At 50.1% G+C, this 16,691-nt stretch carries 14 protein-coding genes; 3 read left to right on the top strand and 11 right to left on the bottom strand.

Annotation, left to right across the window (positions count from 1 at the left end):
- Positions 1–359: 359 nt before the first annotated feature.
- The 8 genes from PUQ60_RS00975 to glgB form a co-directional block, all read right to left on the bottom strand.
- The gene (locus PUQ60_RS00975; RefSeq protein WP_273378983.1) at positions 360–857 is read right to left on the bottom strand and encodes an 8-oxo-dGTP diphosphatase; all 498 of its coding nucleotides are present in this window, start codon (positions 855–857) and stop codon (positions 360–362) included.
- A 24-nt stretch (positions 858–881) separates the two neighbouring features.
- Complete coding sequence (locus PUQ60_RS00970; protein WP_273378981.1) at positions 882–2,336, bottom strand: metallophosphoesterase; 1,455 nt, start codon at positions 2,334–2,336, stop codon at positions 882–884.
- 157 nt (positions 2,337–2,493) lie between these two features.
- A complete protein-coding gene (locus tag PUQ60_RS00965; RefSeq protein ID WP_022359457.1) occupies positions 2,494–2,766 on the bottom strand; it encodes a GIY-YIG nuclease family protein in 273 nt (90 codons plus the stop codon).
- 466 nt (positions 2,767–3,232) lie between these two features.
- Positions 3,233–4,804, bottom strand: coding sequence for an SPOCS domain-containing protein (locus PUQ60_RS00960; protein ID WP_022359458.1), 1,572 nt, complete (start codon positions 4,802–4,804; stop codon positions 3,233–3,235).
- 82 nt (positions 4,805–4,886) lie between these two features.
- Positions 4,887–5,567, bottom strand: coding sequence for a serine O-acetyltransferase (gene cysE / locus PUQ60_RS00955; RefSeq protein ID WP_273378976.1), 681 nt, complete (start codon positions 5,565–5,567; stop codon positions 4,887–4,889).
- 146 nt (positions 5,568–5,713) lie between these two features.
- Positions 5,714–6,277, bottom strand: coding sequence for an HD domain-containing protein (locus tag PUQ60_RS00950; RefSeq protein WP_273378974.1), 564 nt, complete (start codon positions 6,275–6,277; stop codon positions 5,714–5,716).
- A gap of 43 nt (positions 6,278–6,320) precedes the next feature.
- Positions 6,321–7,211 carry a mechanosensitive ion channel family protein gene (locus PUQ60_RS00945; RefSeq protein WP_273378971.1) on the bottom strand — a complete coding sequence of 297 codons (891 nt, stop codon included), beginning with the start codon at positions 7,209–7,211 and terminating at the stop codon, positions 6,321–6,323.
- A gap of 21 nt (positions 7,212–7,232) precedes the next feature.
- Positions 7,233–9,755, bottom strand: coding sequence for a 1,4-alpha-glucan branching protein GlgB (glgB, locus tag PUQ60_RS00940; RefSeq protein ID WP_273378969.1), 2,523 nt, complete (start codon positions 9,753–9,755; stop codon positions 7,233–7,235).
- 550 nt (positions 9,756–10,305) lie between these two features.
- Between glgB and lepB the strand changes: the two genes are divergently transcribed.
- Together lepB and PUQ60_RS00930 are read left to right on the top strand one after the other, a co-directional pair.
- Positions 10,306–10,818 carry a signal peptidase I gene (gene lepB / locus PUQ60_RS00935; RefSeq protein WP_273379037.1) on the top strand — a complete coding sequence of 171 codons (513 nt, stop codon included), beginning with the start codon at positions 10,306–10,308 and terminating at the stop codon, positions 10,816–10,818.
- 35 nt (positions 10,819–10,853) lie between these two features.
- Positions 10,854–12,173, top strand: a complete 1,320-nt coding sequence (locus tag PUQ60_RS00930; protein ID WP_107000817.1) for an aspartate kinase — start codon at positions 10,854–10,856, stop codon at positions 12,171–12,173.
- A 105-nt stretch (positions 12,174–12,278) separates the two neighbouring features.
- On the opposite strand, the gene PUQ60_RS00925 is transcribed toward PUQ60_RS00930, so the two are convergent.
- The 3 genes from PUQ60_RS00925 to PUQ60_RS00915 all read right to left on the bottom strand — a co-directional run bounded on the left by PUQ60_RS00925 (position 12,279) and on the right by PUQ60_RS00915 (position 15,435).
- On the bottom strand, positions 12,279–12,584 hold the full coding sequence (locus tag PUQ60_RS00925) for a hypothetical protein (RefSeq protein WP_273378964.1): 306 nt from the start codon (positions 12,582–12,584) through the stop codon (positions 12,279–12,281).
- A 446-nt stretch (positions 12,585–13,030) separates the two neighbouring features.
- Positions 13,031–13,540: a type III toxin-antitoxin system ToxN/AbiQ family toxin gene (locus PUQ60_RS00920; protein WP_273378962.1), complete on the bottom strand. Its 510-nt coding sequence runs from the start codon at positions 13,538–13,540 to the stop codon at positions 13,031–13,033.
- Between the two features lie 248 nt (positions 13,541–13,788).
- Positions 13,789–15,435, bottom strand: coding sequence for a DEAD/DEAH box helicase (locus PUQ60_RS00915; RefSeq protein WP_117796518.1), 1,647 nt, complete (start codon positions 15,433–15,435; stop codon positions 13,789–13,791).
- A 411-nt stretch (positions 15,436–15,846) separates the two neighbouring features.
- On the opposite strand from PUQ60_RS00915, the gene PUQ60_RS00910 reads away from it, so the two are divergent.
- Positions 15,847–16,659 (top strand): amidohydrolase family protein, encoded by an 813-nt coding sequence (locus tag PUQ60_RS00910; RefSeq protein WP_022359467.1) that lies wholly within the window; start codon positions 15,847–15,849, stop codon positions 16,657–16,659.
- The last annotated feature ends 32 nt before the right edge of the window (positions 16,660–16,691 follow it).

The following is a 16,691-nucleotide window of genomic DNA, read 5'->3' as shown; positions in this document are numbered from 1 at the left end:
GCTTTTTCTCATCGCTGCATCCTGCGGGATATTTCATCCCGAAACCTCCCGCCCGTGAACATTCTCATTCCGTTCCATTCTTTCCCCTTTATCTACAGGGTCTCCGGCACTTTTGTCCACTTATGATTCTATAACAAAAAATTTATAATAATTATTTTCTTATTTATATTTGATTATATACGATGAATGATATATAATCAAGTTAAAGATAAGGAACAAGAGAAAATAATTCATCTTCTTATCTTTCTGGCATAGCCAACCACCCCGATTTTCCCCAAAATCGGTTCCCATATATTGATTATTCCTCATGAGCACGCACTGCAGAACCCTCGTTCCCCAACCAACCCGCAGTTGCGTGCTTATTTGTATGTAATTTTTCCCCCGTCCAGCTCAGCTTCTATCAGCTCGTCCCCATCATATGACAATTTCAACGAAAAAAACGTATCCCTTTCAATCAGAAGCTTCAAAAAGATCCGATCGCCGTCCCAGAGCCGCAGAGCCGGCACATCCTTTTTCGCCACCCAGGCAAGCTCGCCCTCGTCACATTCGCGAAGCGTTCCCTCAAATCCATCCGCCGTGTACAGGCACATATATTCCGTCGGCCAGCCTTTCGCGATAAACGTCACGATTCCGCGGAAGCGCCAGGAAGTCAGAGTCAGCCCTGTCTCCTCCTTCACTTCGCGCAGCAGGCAGTTCTCCGGGCTTTCATTCTCCTCAAAATGTCCGCCGACGCCAATCCATTTTCCTTCATTCACATCCTGTTTCTTCTTAATGCGGTGCAGCATCAGATATGAATCGTCTTTTTCAATGTAGCAGAGCGTTGTCAGCGGCGAACGCTGTTTTTTTGTCTCTCCCATGCCTCCTGGTACCTCCATTTTTATTTAATGTACGCTCGGAATCTTCAGATGCCCGTAGTCCTTCGCCTCGTCCTCCAGGATATTCTGCAGAAAATCGCTCAGTTCGCTGACATAGCCGATCTTGTTCCAATCTTCCAGCACCGGATTTTCCTTTGCGGCTTCCTCGATCTGATACATCCGTCCTTCATAATAATTCACGCAAAGATCCGCGTAGTACGAAGCCATTTCCCGTTTCTTCTCGTCCGTAAAAAATGCATGGCGATCCTCAATATGGCGATTCAGATCCCGAATTGCATCGCGGATTGCCGCCCGACGCAGGATCGACTCCGAATAAGCCGTAAAATCTGCCAGATCGCGGTTATGGTACGAGTGGCGTATCGCCCAGCCGTCCACATCGACTGATTTCGCATCATACTGGTAGGTCCCGTCGTTCCAGATGCGGACAATCCCGTAATGGCACGGAGCCATCACCATGGAACCCGTCACAATCTCATAGATGCCCGTGTCCTCGTCTTCCTTATAATGCTGTATATGCAGATGTCCGCTCAAGTGCAGGCGCACGCCATGATCCGACAGCATCCGCACCAGTTCCTCGTTGTGCTCGATCGTACAGTTGTCATAAAAGGACCGGCTCACTCCGCTCTCATCCAGCAGGTTATGATGGCTGACGGATATCACGCGGGCGCCTTCCCGCTCCGCCTCTTCCAGAATCGGCTCCATCCACTCATACGTTTCCCGGCGGATCATGCCGCCGACCTCATTTTTCGGTTCATACTGACAGGAATCCAGCATCAGCACCCAGTTTGCACTGTCTATCTTATAAAGATAACTCAGCGATGCCGGATCCCGGCTGTCCGCCGCTACATAGCCAAAATCAGCATAAATATCCCGGAACTCATCCGCTGTGATGGACTCCACCTTTTCCGTTCCATCCGCCGTATAGCGGCGGGCATCCGGGTTATTGATATCGTGGTTTCCCGGTATAACCGCGACCTCAATTCCCGCCTCGCTGAGTCCTTCCAGAAGTTCTGCCAGTTCCTCATGGCTCGCTTTCTCTCCGTCCAGCGTCAAATCTCCGCTCAGAATCAGGAGGTCTGGATCTTCCTCCTTCATATCATCGAGAAAGGCGTCCATGACCTCCCAGCCGTACTCCAGCACGCGCCCATCTCCGCCCCTCGCCATTCCGACAAAGGAATCACAGCGGTTTCCTGCCAGTTTCTCGGCAAAATAGTGCATATCCGTTGCCACCACGATCTTCTTTTCCACGAAATGGTCCTCGGTTTCCTCTTCCCCGCTTTCTTCGTCTTCGGCAGCCTCATGGCTCTCCTGTGTCTCCTCTGTCTCAGTTGTCTCAGTCTCCGACTCCTGTGTGGCACCCGGACTTTCCGTTTCCGCCTCGCTGGAAACCTCCGTCGCGTCTGCCTCCTTCGATAGAAACGAACAGCCGCCAAGCAGCGCTGTCAGAAGGGCTGTTGCCATCACTATACATCCTTTGTTTCTTCTACTTTTTCTCACTGTACCTATCCGCTCCTGTTTTCTCTCTATCTTTCAATTTCTATTTTCACTGCTGTTTCTTGCCTTTACCGCTATTGTTTGTACCAATTCTTCGTACATAATCTGCCCCGGCGCGATATATTTACGTCTCGTCATCCACCGGAAGCTCCGTTCGTCCCAGCGCTGCCATCGCCTCTTTTTCCTTTTTGGTCAGTTTCTTGATCGCTGCCTCCCGGCGCATCGCCTCGCTGCGCGTCGCATATTCTTCATAGTATGCCAGCACTACCGGACGGCGGGTTTTCGTGTATTTTGCACCTTTCCCGGCATTGTGCGCCGCCACCCGCGCTGCCAGATGGTTCGTCCACCCGCAGTACAAGGTTCCGTCCGCGCAGCGCAAAAGATATGTATAATTCATGCCCATCCTGCCTTTATGGTTCGCACTCCCGACAAAAATTTCTCAGTACACAGGAAAACGCATCCGGACGCCCTATGTAAACGGCGCCGCGCCTTGCAATGCACGGGCACCGCCCGGTTCGGGAAACTCCTTCCCCGGATCTATCATCAAGCACCGGCCGGATGCGTTTTCCTGGCTTACAAGGCAAAAATCCTTTGTCAAAGTCAAATCTGCATGGATTTTTGCTTGTAACTGTGAAGATATTGAACAGTTATAATAATAGTATATAAAGTTTTCCCCCAAATGCAACCATTCCGGCTGGATTTTTTGTTACTGTACACGCATACGTGTCCAGTAACGGAATTTGCCGTGGCTTCGAATTTCAATACGGCAAATTCCTGCTGCCACCACGTTTTCTTACGGCACTTTCGGTCCCAAAAGTGCCCACCCGTGAACAGAAACGATTTTTTCTCTCTAAAATTCCTACCTATGAACAGTTACCCGCCGTTACCTCTTTGATCAGAAGCAGCCGCGCCCCTGCACCGGCTTCCTCCCCGTCGATTTCATTCATTTCCCGCACCTGATCCACCGTCGTGTGGAATTTTTTTGCAATTTTCCACAGAGAATCCCCCGGCTGCACAATATAACCCACAATCCCTGGCTGCTGCTCCCAGCGCTTTAAATCGAACGGCTGTGTCTGCACGGATGTAACCACCTCTTCCTGCATCGGCTGGAATACAAGCAGTTCCACCGTGAGCTGCGCCTTGACCTCCGCCTCACCGCCGCCCAGCATCACCGCGCCGAGCTGTTCCAGCCCCAGATTCAACTGCCAGACGCAGTCTTCCCGGATCCCCTCCGCCTCGACCGTGCCGGAAAATGGCAGAACCTCAGAAATTGCCCCGACCGGCGCCGCGTCATCATCCGTCAGATACAGGAGACTGACTTCCAGCACTCCCTCGATCGCCAGACCGTTTTCTGACGGGCGGCTCTCATCCAGCCGGACAATCCCACTGCTGTGGCAAATCTGCAAAATTCGCTCCGGTTTCTGAAAAGAAACGCTTCCGCCCACCCGCATTTTGCAGCTGTTGCGCGTCAAAAGCCGGTCAAAGCACACCTCCCCCTGCTCGCTCACGACCTCGCAGCCGGTCGAATAGAGATCGCTTAAAAGTTCCACTGATTCTTCTTTATAAAGGCGGATGTCCAGCTCCAGCACCGCCTCCACTTCCACTTCGCGCATCTCCCCATCACTGTCCGGCTTTTTGTCCGCCTCTGCATGAAGAATCCGGACCCCGACCGCCGGGATCATCTCCTCCACCGCCTCCGAGAGTTCCACTTCACCAGAAAACGGAATACTCTCCTCCAACCACTGAACCGGCGTGTGCTCACCCTCGCCGCTGTAAATCAGGAACACCGACAATTCACCGTCCAGATGCAGTTTTCCATCCAACGGGCGCACCGAAACATCCCGAAGACGCATCTCCTGCCAGAGAATCGTCTCAATATTCGGCTTATTTGCCGATACGCTTACTTCCTCCCGGACCCGGTAGATATCTTTGCGCCGCACTGCAAGCGTCGCTGCCGGAACGCTTCTCTTCAGGACTTGCAGCCCCGCATCATCCGTCTCGACGTCCGCGGCAGCCTGCGCATCGACGCGGCTTTCCGCCCGCACCGTAAGCGTCAGCACCGCTTTGGCGCTCAGCTTGCGCGAATGAATCATGGTAATATTCAAATCTTCGATATTCCATACGATCTGCGTATAGTCGCGCTCCGAAAGCTCCGGCACATTGACCGTTTCCTCAAATGGGATCTCCCCGCCCATCGCCTGCAGCCCGCCCGACTCCCGGCGATACAGCACCCGGAACACAAGCTTTCCCCGGATCAGCACCTTTTCCCCCTGAATCCGTGAATTTTCTATCTGAACCTCCCCGTCTGACAGCAGTATCTGCACCGCATCATCCAGCGCATCCGGCACAATAAAATCATCATCCAGCGTCAGCTGCGACACCGCCGTCCCCCTCTGCCGGTTCATATGTATCTCTTTTTTGATCAGCTCTATCATAAAAAACGCCCCTTTCCAAACCGCACGCATTTCTCTCAAAGAAATTTATGCAGCCGAAAGGGGCGTTATGAATAATTTTGTGTCAGACTTTCTCCTGTCCTGCCCGCACTGCCTCCAGTTCCTTCCGCAGGTTTGCCGACTCTTCTCTAAGTTCCTGAAGCTCTTTCCGGAGCGCGTCGATCTGCTCTAAAATACGCTGATCGTCCTCGCCGATGATCATCTTCTGCTTCTTCGGCAGCGCCACGCCGTCCTTCTTGACCGGACGCGCCGGAATGCCGACAGCCGTGGTATTTTCCTCGAGCGGGCGGAGCAGAACCGCATTTGCCGCTACGGAACAGTTATCACCGACCTCGAAAGAACCGAGAATCTTTGCGCCGGAACCAACCGTCACATTATTTCCCAGCGTCGGATGACGTTTACCCTTCTGTGTTCCGACACCGCCCAGCGTCACACCCTGGTAAATCGTACAGTTGTCGCCGACCACCGCCGTCTCACCGATGACAACGCCGCAGCCGTGGTCAATCAGAATACCGTGTCCGAGCTGTGCACCCGGATGAATCTCAATCAATGTAAAGAAACGTGCCACCTGTGAAATCAGGCGCGCAATGAAAAACATATGGTGCGCATAAAACCAGTGCGCCACCCGGTGCCATATCAGGGCATGTACGCCCTGATATAAAAGTAGTACCTCCAATGCATTTCTCGCAGCCGGATCTCGCTCCTGAACCGCTTTTACATCCATCCAAATATCTTTTAAAATCATGTCTCTTCCCCTTTTACTGAACTGAATGACCTTTCCGTTTCCGCAAAATTCCAGAACCTATCGTCCTTCTCTTCTCCGACAGCCATTCTTTCTGATTGGCTGCTGCAGTTTCTCATTGTCATCCTATGTTGTTTTTATGCTGCCGTTCATATTTTTTGTAAACTACAACACCCTGCGATCCCGCCAAATACCTTGCCGCAGAGACGCACATATTCCTGATATTCCGGCGTCTCATTCAAATCCTTCAAAAGGTCTATCATCGACGTGTAATACCACGCCTGTTTCTCTTTGTCCTTCATATTAAACCGCTGCCAGAGCTCCTCCCCGACCAACAGATAGTCACGCGCCATGCTGCGGATATTGCTCAGCTTGTCCGCCATCGTCAGGATCTTCTCCGCCGGGCTCGCTGTTTTCAGATGTTCCAGCGTGTGCCCCTTGCGCTCAATCCAGGTTTTGGACTTATCCTCGCTCTCCGCCGCGACCAGATCCGCAACCCGGGTGCCAAACTCCTGTTTCAAATCCTCGTAGGTCACACCCGTGTCCTCGATCGTATCATGCAGAAGTGCCGCTGCCAGTATCTCCTCATCGTTCGTCAGCATCGACGCAATCAGCGCCGTCTCCAGCGGATGAACGATATACGGAATTCTGGTTCCCTTCCGATGTGTGCCCTTATGCGCCTGTTCTGCGAATTTTGCCGCTCTGTCAATCATGGTTGTTCCTCTGTCTATATTGCTTATACTGTTTAAACGATTGCTACTGTTTTAAATGTACATCCATCTTGTTGTATGGAATTTCGATGCCCGCCTCGTCAAATGACAGCTTGATCCGTTCCAGAATGTCCCATCTCGTCTGCCAGTAATCGGATGTCTCTACCCAGCCCCGGATGCCAAGCACCACGCTGCTGTCGCCCAGGCTGTCCACAAATACCTTGATGTCCTCGTCCTTCTTCACCATCGGATGTTCCCGGTAAACGCGCTCTAACACTGCCTTTGCCGTCCGGATATCTGCCTCATAGGCGATACCGACCTTGAGTTCCAGCATCCGCTTGTCCATCGCCGTCACGTTGGTCACGGTTGAGTTTGAAAGGGTGCCATTCGGAATGGTGATTGTTTTATTATCGGTTGTCAGGATAGTCGTGTAAACCAGCCCGACCATCGAAACCTTTCCTTCCCCGGACGGGGAAATGATATAATCACCCACCCGGAACGGTTTCATAATTAAAATCAAGAGTCCGCCCGCAAAGTTTCCAAGGCTCTGCTGGAGCGCCAAACTCAGCGCAAGACCTGCCGCGCCAAGAACCGCCACAATCGAGGCGCTGTCCATGCCAAGCTGCCCTGCAATCATAAAAAGCAGGAATACATTCATCACAAACTGGGTCAGCGCCCGCAGGAAACGAGTCACACCCACATCCATACCGGCATGCTCCATCGAGCGGGACAGCATCTTCTCGATCATCGAGATGATCTTACGTCCAATCAGGAAAATGATGATCGCCACCAGTACCTTCTGTCCCAATGCCATAAGCCCCGGGCCAATCCGGTGCATGATCGCAGCCATCGTATCCACGTTCAAATTTGCCGGATCCGATAGTGACTCTGCTACCGCCGCGATCTCCTCGCCTGTCAGCTCTGCCGCTGTTGCCATCTATTTCATTCCTTCCTGTACTTACTCTTTTCCCACCTTTTTATCCAGACCTTCTTCCAATCCCGCCTGTCGTCTCGCAATCGAGGACAGACTGATAATCTTGGAGGAAAGCCCCGCCTTCGCCTCTGCCAGCTTATCTGAAATACCCGCCAAGCGTTCTGCTGCCGCAGCAGCTGTCCCCCCTGCTTTTCCATTGAATGCCGCCGCTGCATCCGCCATCATGCTCTGGAGATCGGTTTCAGCCTTTTCTTTTACACTCTTAGTACTGTGGGTCGTCTTTTTCGTCTTCGCCGGTTTTTCTTTCTTCTCCGGCTCCATCGGCGTGCAGCTGAATACGCTGATGCCAAGCGGCGCCAGCTGGATCGTGATGGAATTTTCCTTTCCATCACATTCCTCTGCCTTCGAGGACTTCATACGCGGATTGACCTTTCCGCTTCCGCCGAATTTCTCCGCATCGCTGTTGAAAATCTCTTTGTATTTTCCCTTAAACGGTACGCCGACCGTCAGCTTCTCATGCAGCTGCGGGGCAAAGTTGCAGACAAAGAGCAGTGTCTCATCCGCGCCGCGCCGGAGAAATGCAATGATATTGTCCGCTGCATCCATGCAGTTGATCCACTCGAAGCCTTCCGTCTGATAATCTTTCTGATAGAGTGCCGGATGGCTGGTATAAAGGTGATTTAACTCCTTCACATACTCCTTCATCTGGCTGTGGATCGGATACTGCAGCAGTTCCCACTCGATCGATGCATTCTCATTCCACTCATCCATCTGGGCGAAATCCTGTCCCATGAAGAGGAGTTTCTTGCCCGGATGTCCCATCATAAAACCGTATGCCGCCCGCAGGTTCGCAAACTTGTCCTCAAACGTCTGTCCCGGCATCTTATTGACCAGGGAACCTTTTCCGTGAACCACCTCGTCGTGTGAGAAGACGAGGACGAAATTTTCACTGTAGGCGTAAATCATGCTGAAGGTCAGCTCATTGTAGTGGTGGCACCGGAAATATGGATCCTGCTCCATATAGCCCAGAAAATCGTTCATCCAGCCCATGTTCCATTTATAATCAAAGCCAAGACCGCCGTTCTTCACGTCACCGGTAACCTTCGGCCATGCCGTCGATTCCTCGGCAATCAGAATCGCGCCGTCCTTGCGTCCCCTGAAGACAGAGTTCAGATGCTTTAAGAACTCGACCGCCTCCAGATTCTCATGACCGCCGTACATATTGGCAATCCATTCACCCGGATTCTTGCCATAATCCAGATACAGCATCGACGCCACCGCATCAAACCGGATGCCGTCCGCGTGATAGCGGTCCGCCCAGAACATCGCATTCGCAATCAGGAAGTTTGAAACCCCCGGTCTGCCGTAGTTGTAGATCAGCGTACCCCAGTGCGGATGCGCCCCCTGTCTCGGATCCTTGTGCTCATAGAGGCAGCTTCCGTCAAACTGCGCCATGCCCCATGCATCACGCGGGAAATGTGCCGGAACCCAGTCAAGAATAACGCCAATCCCCTGTCCGTGCAGGTAATCCATAAAATACATGAAATCATCCGGTGTGCCGAAGCGGCTGGTCGGTGCGTAATATCCCGTCACCTGATAGCCCCACGAAGCATCCAGCGGATGTTCCATGACCGGCAGAAGTTCCACATGGGTATACCCCATTTCCTTCACATATTCCGCCAGCTTGACCGCGATCTCACGGTAATTGTAAAACTCCGATCCGACAATCTCGCGTCCTCTCTTATCCACCTCGGTCGGTTTTCGCATCCAGGAACCGAGATGTACCTCATAGATCGACATCGGCGCCGTCTTCGTGTCGAGCGCCGCCCGTTTCTTCATCCAGTCCTGATCGTTCCATTTATATTCGTCCAGATCCCAGACGATGGATGCCGTGTTCGGTCTAAGTTCCGCATAGTTCGCATACGGATCCGCCTTCAGCGCCGGGTCGCCGTTCTTGAACTTAATTTCATATTTATAAACAGCGCCCTTTTTTAGCTCCGGGATAAAAATCTCAAACACGCCCGAATCTCCCAACCGCCGCATCTGGCTGCGTCTGCCATCCCACAGGTTGAAATCACCGACGACACTCACGCGCATCGCTTCCGGCGCCCAGACTGCAAAATAGACGCCGCTCACACCTTTGACCGTCATCGGATGCGCGCCCATCTTATTATAAATGCTGTAGTGGACGCCCGCCTCGAATTTCTTCAAATCCGATTCCGTAAACTGCGGTGCAAAGGAATACGGATCGTGTATCTCGCTTAACGTACCATTATCATAAAACACAAGGAGGGTATAATCCGCCAGAGTCTTGCGCGGAATCAGCGCCGCAAAAAAGCCAGTCTCGTCCGCCATCTCCATCTGGTATTGCTTGCCGGTTGCCGAAAGTTTGACCGTAATATCGCGCGCCGTCGGAATAAACGCCTGTACCAGCATTCCCTCCGGCGTCATATGGGCTCCCAGCATCCGGTGCGGGTTTGCCGCTTCCGAATAGACAATTTCTTCAATTCCAGCCCAGTCCATCAGATCGTATAATGTTTTATCCATACATACGCCCCCTTGCGTTCCTTTGTGGTTTTTGGTTTTAGCTTCATTTTAGCATCCCGCGCCCAATAATACAATCATACACTTCAAAACATTTATGAATTTTCCCGAAATTTCGTGAAAAAACTTGATAAATCAAGGCATCTCATATACACTATTATGGCAGAAGGTTACCATATTACAGTAGCCTATTACTGCTCATGCGTTGCACAAACGTTACTGCCGTAGCAGACACCTTTGGAACTGAAAGTGCCATAAGATAACGTCACACAGACAGCAACAGCAGAGAGAGGAGATATATATGGAAGATCAAGATAGAGACCATATTTCGTCCCGAAGCCATTTCTCCGGGCGTTCCGAGCAGGAACTGGATGAGATGCTCGATGAACTCCGCGCCGGAAAAATCGGCATCAACCAGCCGGGCCAGAACTCTTCGGAACACGATTCGGAAGATACGCCCGAAGAGAACGACAACGCTTCAGGTACCGGAAATGCTGCAAAATCCAAGAAGGGCAAGAGCCGCAAGGAAGGCTTCAATCTCAAGGACGAGGTCATAAGCTGGATTCAGGTCCTGGTTGCCGCCGCTATTATCGCATTCTGCGTCAACCATTTCATCATCGCCAACAGCGAAGTCCCGACCAGCTCGATGGAAACGACCATCATGGCTGGCGACCGCGTCATCGGCTCACGGTTAAGCTACAAATTCGGAGCTCCGCAGCGGGGTGACATCGCCATTTTCATTTATCCGGATGATGAAGCGAAAGGCATCAAAACGTACTATGTCAAACGTATCATCGGTATGCCGGGCGACACGATCGACATCGTGGACGGCAAGGTATACTTAAATGATTCCGATACACCGCTCGACGAGCCGTATCTGCATGAACCGATGGAACCGGAGGAACCGCAGCACTACGAAGTGCCGGATGGCTGCTATTTCATGCTGGGCGACAACCGGAACTATTCCAACGACGCCCGCCGCTGGATGCACAAATACGTCAAGCGCGACAAACTGGTTGCCAAGGTACTGTTCCAGTATTTTCCGAAGATCCAGAAACTGAATTAACCCAATATTTACTTTAGGAAGGAACAAAGAACATCATGAAGAAAGTAGTAAAGTTTGGCGGAAGTTCCCTCGCCAGCGCAAAACAGTTCAAAAAAGTCGGAGATATTATCCGTGCTGATAAATCCAGACGCTACGTTGTACCGTCTGCTCCGGGCAAACGCAACAAAAATGACACCAAAGTAACCGATATGCTCTATGCCTGCTACGAGGCAGCTTCCACCGGCGCAAGCTACGGCAAGCTTCTCTCCGCCATCAAAGAGCGCTATGAGCAGATCATCGACGGTCTGGAGTTGAATTTAAACCTCGATTATGAGTTCAAGACCATCGAGGAAAACTTTATCGCAAAAAAAGGCAGCGATTACGCAGCTTCCCGCGGTGAGTATTTAAACGGTATCATCATGTCCCATTACCTGGGCTATGAGTTCATCGATGCAGCCGAGGTAATCTTCTTTGACGAGAATGGTACATTCCTGTCCGAAAAAACCAATGAAGAGCTGTCCGAACGCCTCGCGCACACTGAGCGCGCCGTTATCCCGGGCTTCTACGGCTCCAATCCGGACGGCACGATCCACACCTTCTCCCGCGGTGGTTCGGATATCACTGGCTCCATCGTAGCCCGCGCGATTCACGCAGACCTCTACGAGAACTGGACCGATGTATCCGGTTTCCTGGTAACCGACCCGCGCATCGTGGAAAATCCGGTTCCGATCGAGACCATCACCTACAAAGAACTGCGTGAACTGGCTTACATGGGTGCCAGCGTCCTTCATGAGGATGCCATCTTCCCGGTACGCCGCGAGGGCATCCCGATCAACATCCGCAACACCAACAAGCCGGAGGATCCGGGTACACTCATCGTCGAGAATACCTGCCGGAAGCCGAAATACACCATCACCGGTATCGCCGGAAAGACTGGTTTCTGCTCTGTTACCATCGAGAAAGCGATGATGAACTCCGAAATTGGGTTTGGGAGAAAAGTTCTGGGTGTCTTCGAGGACTGCGGTATTTCCTTCGAGCATATGCCGTCCGGAATCGATACGATGACCATCTTCGTACACCAGTCCGAATTCGAACAGCATGAACAGTTCGTTATCTCCAACATCCACCGCGCGGTACAGCCGGATTCCATCGAGCTTGAGTCCGATTTAGCACTCATCGCCGTCGTAGGACGCGGCATGAAGTCCACCCGCGGCACTGCCGGACGCATCTTCTCCGCCCTGGCACATGCCCGCATCAACGTCAAGATGATCGACCAGGGTTCCAGTGAACTCAACATCATCATCGGCGTGAAGAACGCAGATTTCGAGGCGGCTGTGAAAGCGATTTATGATATTTTTATTACAGCGGAGCTGTAAGAGTGCGCTGTAAATAACAGAAACTGCGCCAATTCATTTTAATTATGATTTCGTTAGGAATCTAAATTAAAATGAATTGGCGCAGTTTTAATTTACACCTTTTTGTTACGTTCCTATCCCACTGACAAGCACAACCATATTGATCATCCACATCACGTAAATTACCTTATCTTTTTTCACCAGTTCGTACCATTCCGGCGTATCCAAAAGCCTCGGTTTTTTTAGAATATAAAAATATACAAAAATCAAAATACAAAGGATGATCCGAAATGTTCCCACGGATTCATACCAGGTTCGTATTCCTAAAAAAGAGGCAATCCTTTCACCGCCAATGCACAACTCCATCAACAGCGCCCCAAACGCCGCTTCTCTTCCCTGACGAAAACCATTCGATATCGTATATGCTTTCATGACAGCTCCTTTCCGCAGATTTTCATTTCCCGCTTCCTCTCACTGCATCTTCCACAGCATCCCATCTTCTATTTCCCCAATGCTCTGAATCTTTCCATCACCTGCGTAATCTCACGATCCGGCTTTTTTCACGAACAGAACAGGCAGACAGAAAACACATGGTTAAAACGAAGAAGATATAATATATTCGTTTCATATACATACCCCCTTTTGAGGTAAAAGTCCTACCAGATTTAATCTTCCTGCCTTTCACAGCGCCCTCTATTGTGGTACAATCATTGTATTATATCAATTATATTCTTTCAATTTAATTTTTCTTACATTTTTGTTACATATTTTCTTTTTCGAGTTCGATTTGCAAGAACAAAAAGGAAAGACATCTTTGAGAGAAACAAAACGCCTCAAAGATGCCTTTTTACATAATGCAAATTTTGATATTTTCTTGTTTATAATTCTTTTAGATACCTATCAACGTACTCTCTATATCCCGACTCCAAAACAAGGAACGCACAACTATTGTCCGTAAGCACTTGTTTTCGGTTCGATATTACCATCTCATAAATTTTTTTTGCTTTCTTCTGAATCTGCAATGCATTCTTTTTACAAAATTGATACTCTTTATCCAACAATTGCTGATACTTTTCATCTTCAACTTCCCGGATAATCAATTTTTCAATACATTCTTCCGGAACCGGAATCATATAATTAAAACGAAGAGAACCTTTAATTTCTTTTTTATCTCCTGGTACTCGAATCAAAATATTTGCCTCTTGTTTTTTGTCAAAAGACGAAACCGATACATAATAATTTATATTATGAATTTGCATAACTGCTCCAAATGCAAATTTATTTCGATCTGTATATCGAATATTCGGAACCTTTGTCAGTCCTCTTTTTTCTTTCTCATATTCCTGTAAAAATTTACAGTACTTCTCATCAATACGGTAAAAGTCCACGTTTATCCTCCGCATATAGAAAAACAGGGAGATAACCAAATTATCTCCCTGAAAATTAACGAATCGCATTCAAAGCAGCGAAGCACTTAAATTAATGGCTCGCATTCAAAGCAGCGAAGCACTTAAATTAACGGCCTGCACTCAAAGTAGCAGAGCACTTATCAAGTAAATTTCTTTACTTTTCTATAGTATATGCTATTTCCATTCAAAAATCAATCTTTATTTTCTTCTATTTATTTTCATTCTATTTATTTCCGGTTCGCCTTCTCCATATGCACGTTCTTGCCCTTGATCTTCGCACCGCGCATCGCCTGCAGTACAACGTCCGCATGCTCTCTCGGCACCTCGACGAATGTGTAATTATCGAACATATCGATACTTCCGACCATACGTCCCGGCATGCCGGATTCTCCGGCGATCGCACCGAGGATATCGCCCGGACGGATGCCCTGGTTCTTTCCGATGTTGATGAAGAGACGCGCTACGTCCTCATTTCTGCCACGGCTTCCTCTGCCGTTTCTTCCACCACGGCTGCGGCGGCTCTCATCCTCGAGATCCTCCAGCTCACGCAGCGGGCGGTTCTCCTCTAAGAGCTCCTCGCCCTCTTCGCCCATCATCATTTTGAGCAGCGCTGCTGCCAGATCGAGCGTCGTGTAGTCCTCTTCCAGCACACGTTTTTCTACAATATCGATCACCTTGCTCAGATCGCTGTCCTGCAGCACCTCGCCCACCTGGTCGAGAATCTTATCTGCCTTGATGGAGGTCACATCGTCCAGAGACGGAATCGCCTGCGGAATGATGCGGGTCTTGCAATAGCGCTGGATCTCGCGCAGCTTGTAAACCTCTTTGCCAACTACGAGGTTAAACGCCTTGCCCTCGCGTCCGGCACGGCCGGTACGTCCGATGCGATGTACATAATACTCGTCATCCTGCGGTACATCATAGTTGAATACCGCCTCAACATCATCGACGTCGATACCGCGGGCTGCCACATCGGTTGCCACCAGAATGTCCGTCCGTCCGGTACGGAATGCACGCATGACACGGTCACGCTGCTCCTGTTTCAAATCGCCGTGAAGCCCTTCTGCAAAATAGCCGCGTCCCTGTAAGCCCTGTACCAGCTCATCGACCTGCTTTTTCGTGTTGCAAAATACCACTGAAAGCTTCGGATCATAGAGATCCAGCAGACGGCACATAACCTCCAGCTTGTTCTTCGGTTTTACTTCATAATAATACTGGGTTACCTTCGGAACGGTCAGCTCTTTCTTGACCACGCGCACAATCTGCGGATCTTTCTGGAAGTTCGCCGCGATCCGCTGAATCGCCTGCGGCATCGTCGCTGAGAACATCAGCGTCTGTCTCTCCTCCGGCAGTGCGCTTAAGATGGTTTCCATATCCTCTAAAAAGCCCATGTTCAGCATCTCGTCCGCCTCGTCAAGAACAACCGTGTGGATCTGATCCATCTTGACGGTTTTGCGGCGCATGTGATCCATCACACGCCCCGGCGTACCGATGATAACCTGCACACCATCCTTGAGGGAACGGATCTGACGTCCGATCTCCTGTCCGCCGTAGATCGGCAGAACCTTGACACCGTGCATGTATTTTGCCAGGCGGCGGATCTCCTCAGATACCTGGATGGCAAGTTCACGGGTCGGGCAGAGAATGATCGCCTGCGGCTTCTTATTCTTCGGATCGATCTTCTGTAACAGCGGAATACCAAACGCAGCCGTCTTACCGGTACCGGTCTGTGCCTGTCCGATGATATCCAGTCCCTGCAGTTCCAGCGGAATCGCCTGGCCCTGAATCGGAGAAGCCGCCTCGAATCCCATATCGGTGATCGCGCGCATGATCTTTGCATCTAACTCTAAATCTTCAAATCTGATTGTTTCCATTCTATTCCTTTCATTGTCTGATTAACGGTCTGCACATTCCGGAGATACATTTCATATATCATATTAGTTATCTTTTTTTCATTCTTCCGGAATATTTACAAAAAAAGAAAGAGGCAGTTTGCCCCTTTGCAATACGCATAGCTATCACTATACCAGATCATAGTGTGGATGTCAAACAGATGGAGAAAAATTTGACATCCACCCCATTTGGGACTACACTAACAGTTGATTTCATACAGTTGCTGCATGCTCTATGAACCTGCCGGACTGTCACTGCATTTCTTATTTATATACACCCGAAGTTTTGTTGCACCGGATTTTCTCAAAACTTCCAGACATACATCACAGCAGAAAGGAGGACAGCGCCGTTCTTTTTCCAAAAGGTTTTTGATACAGGCGCCTGTTATCATTATGAAAATCATTGATTCACATTTGCACTTTTGTCCCGGTTACCCGCATTTCGATGAGATTGCCATCGAAGCCGGTCATATCAATAATGAAGAGCATCTGCGGGAATGCTTTCAGAAATATAATATCGTCGGCGGCATCGTCATGGGAAACCGCGGCGTTCACCCGGATAATCACACATACCCGGATTTTCTGCGCTATTGCGTCGGCGTCGAAGCACGAAAACTGACGCCGGAAAAGATTCAGAAGACATGCGATCTTGTCGAAGAAAACTTAAAACGGAATACCTGCGTCGGCATCAAACTCTATCCGGGATATGATTCCATCTACGTTACCGACGAGCGCTTCGAACCGATCTACGACCTCGCCAAGGCGTATAAAAAGCCGGTTGCCATCCACACCGGACAGACCGCCGGTTCCAAAGCATTCATCAAATACAGCCATCCGCTGACCCTCGATGAAGCCGCCGTCCGCCATCCGGATGTCCAGTTCGTCATGTGCCACTTCGGCAACCCGTGGCTGATGGATGCCGCCGCCGTTGTCGAGAAAAATGAAAATGTCGCCGCCGACCTCTCTGGGCTTTTAGAGGGCAAATTTGACATTCCGGAGTTTCTGGAAGAGCAGAGCGGGTATATCAGCACCCTGAAAACCTGGCTTGCCTACATCCGCGACTATGATAAGCTCATGTTCGGCACCGACTGGCCGCTCGCCAACTATGAAGATTACATTGAAATTACGAAACGGCTGATTCCGGAAAAATACTGGGAAACCGTGTTCTATCAGGCGGCGGAGCGGATTTATCATTGCAATTTTTAATGGATTTTTAGAAATCATAGCTCTTTTAAACC

It is taken from the genome of Clostridium sp. AF02-29, from assembly GCF_934835585.1.
GTDB lineage: Bacteria > Bacillota > Clostridia > Lachnospirales > Lachnospiraceae > Otoolea > Otoolea fessa.
This window is presented reverse-complemented; position numbering and strand designations above follow the sequence as displayed.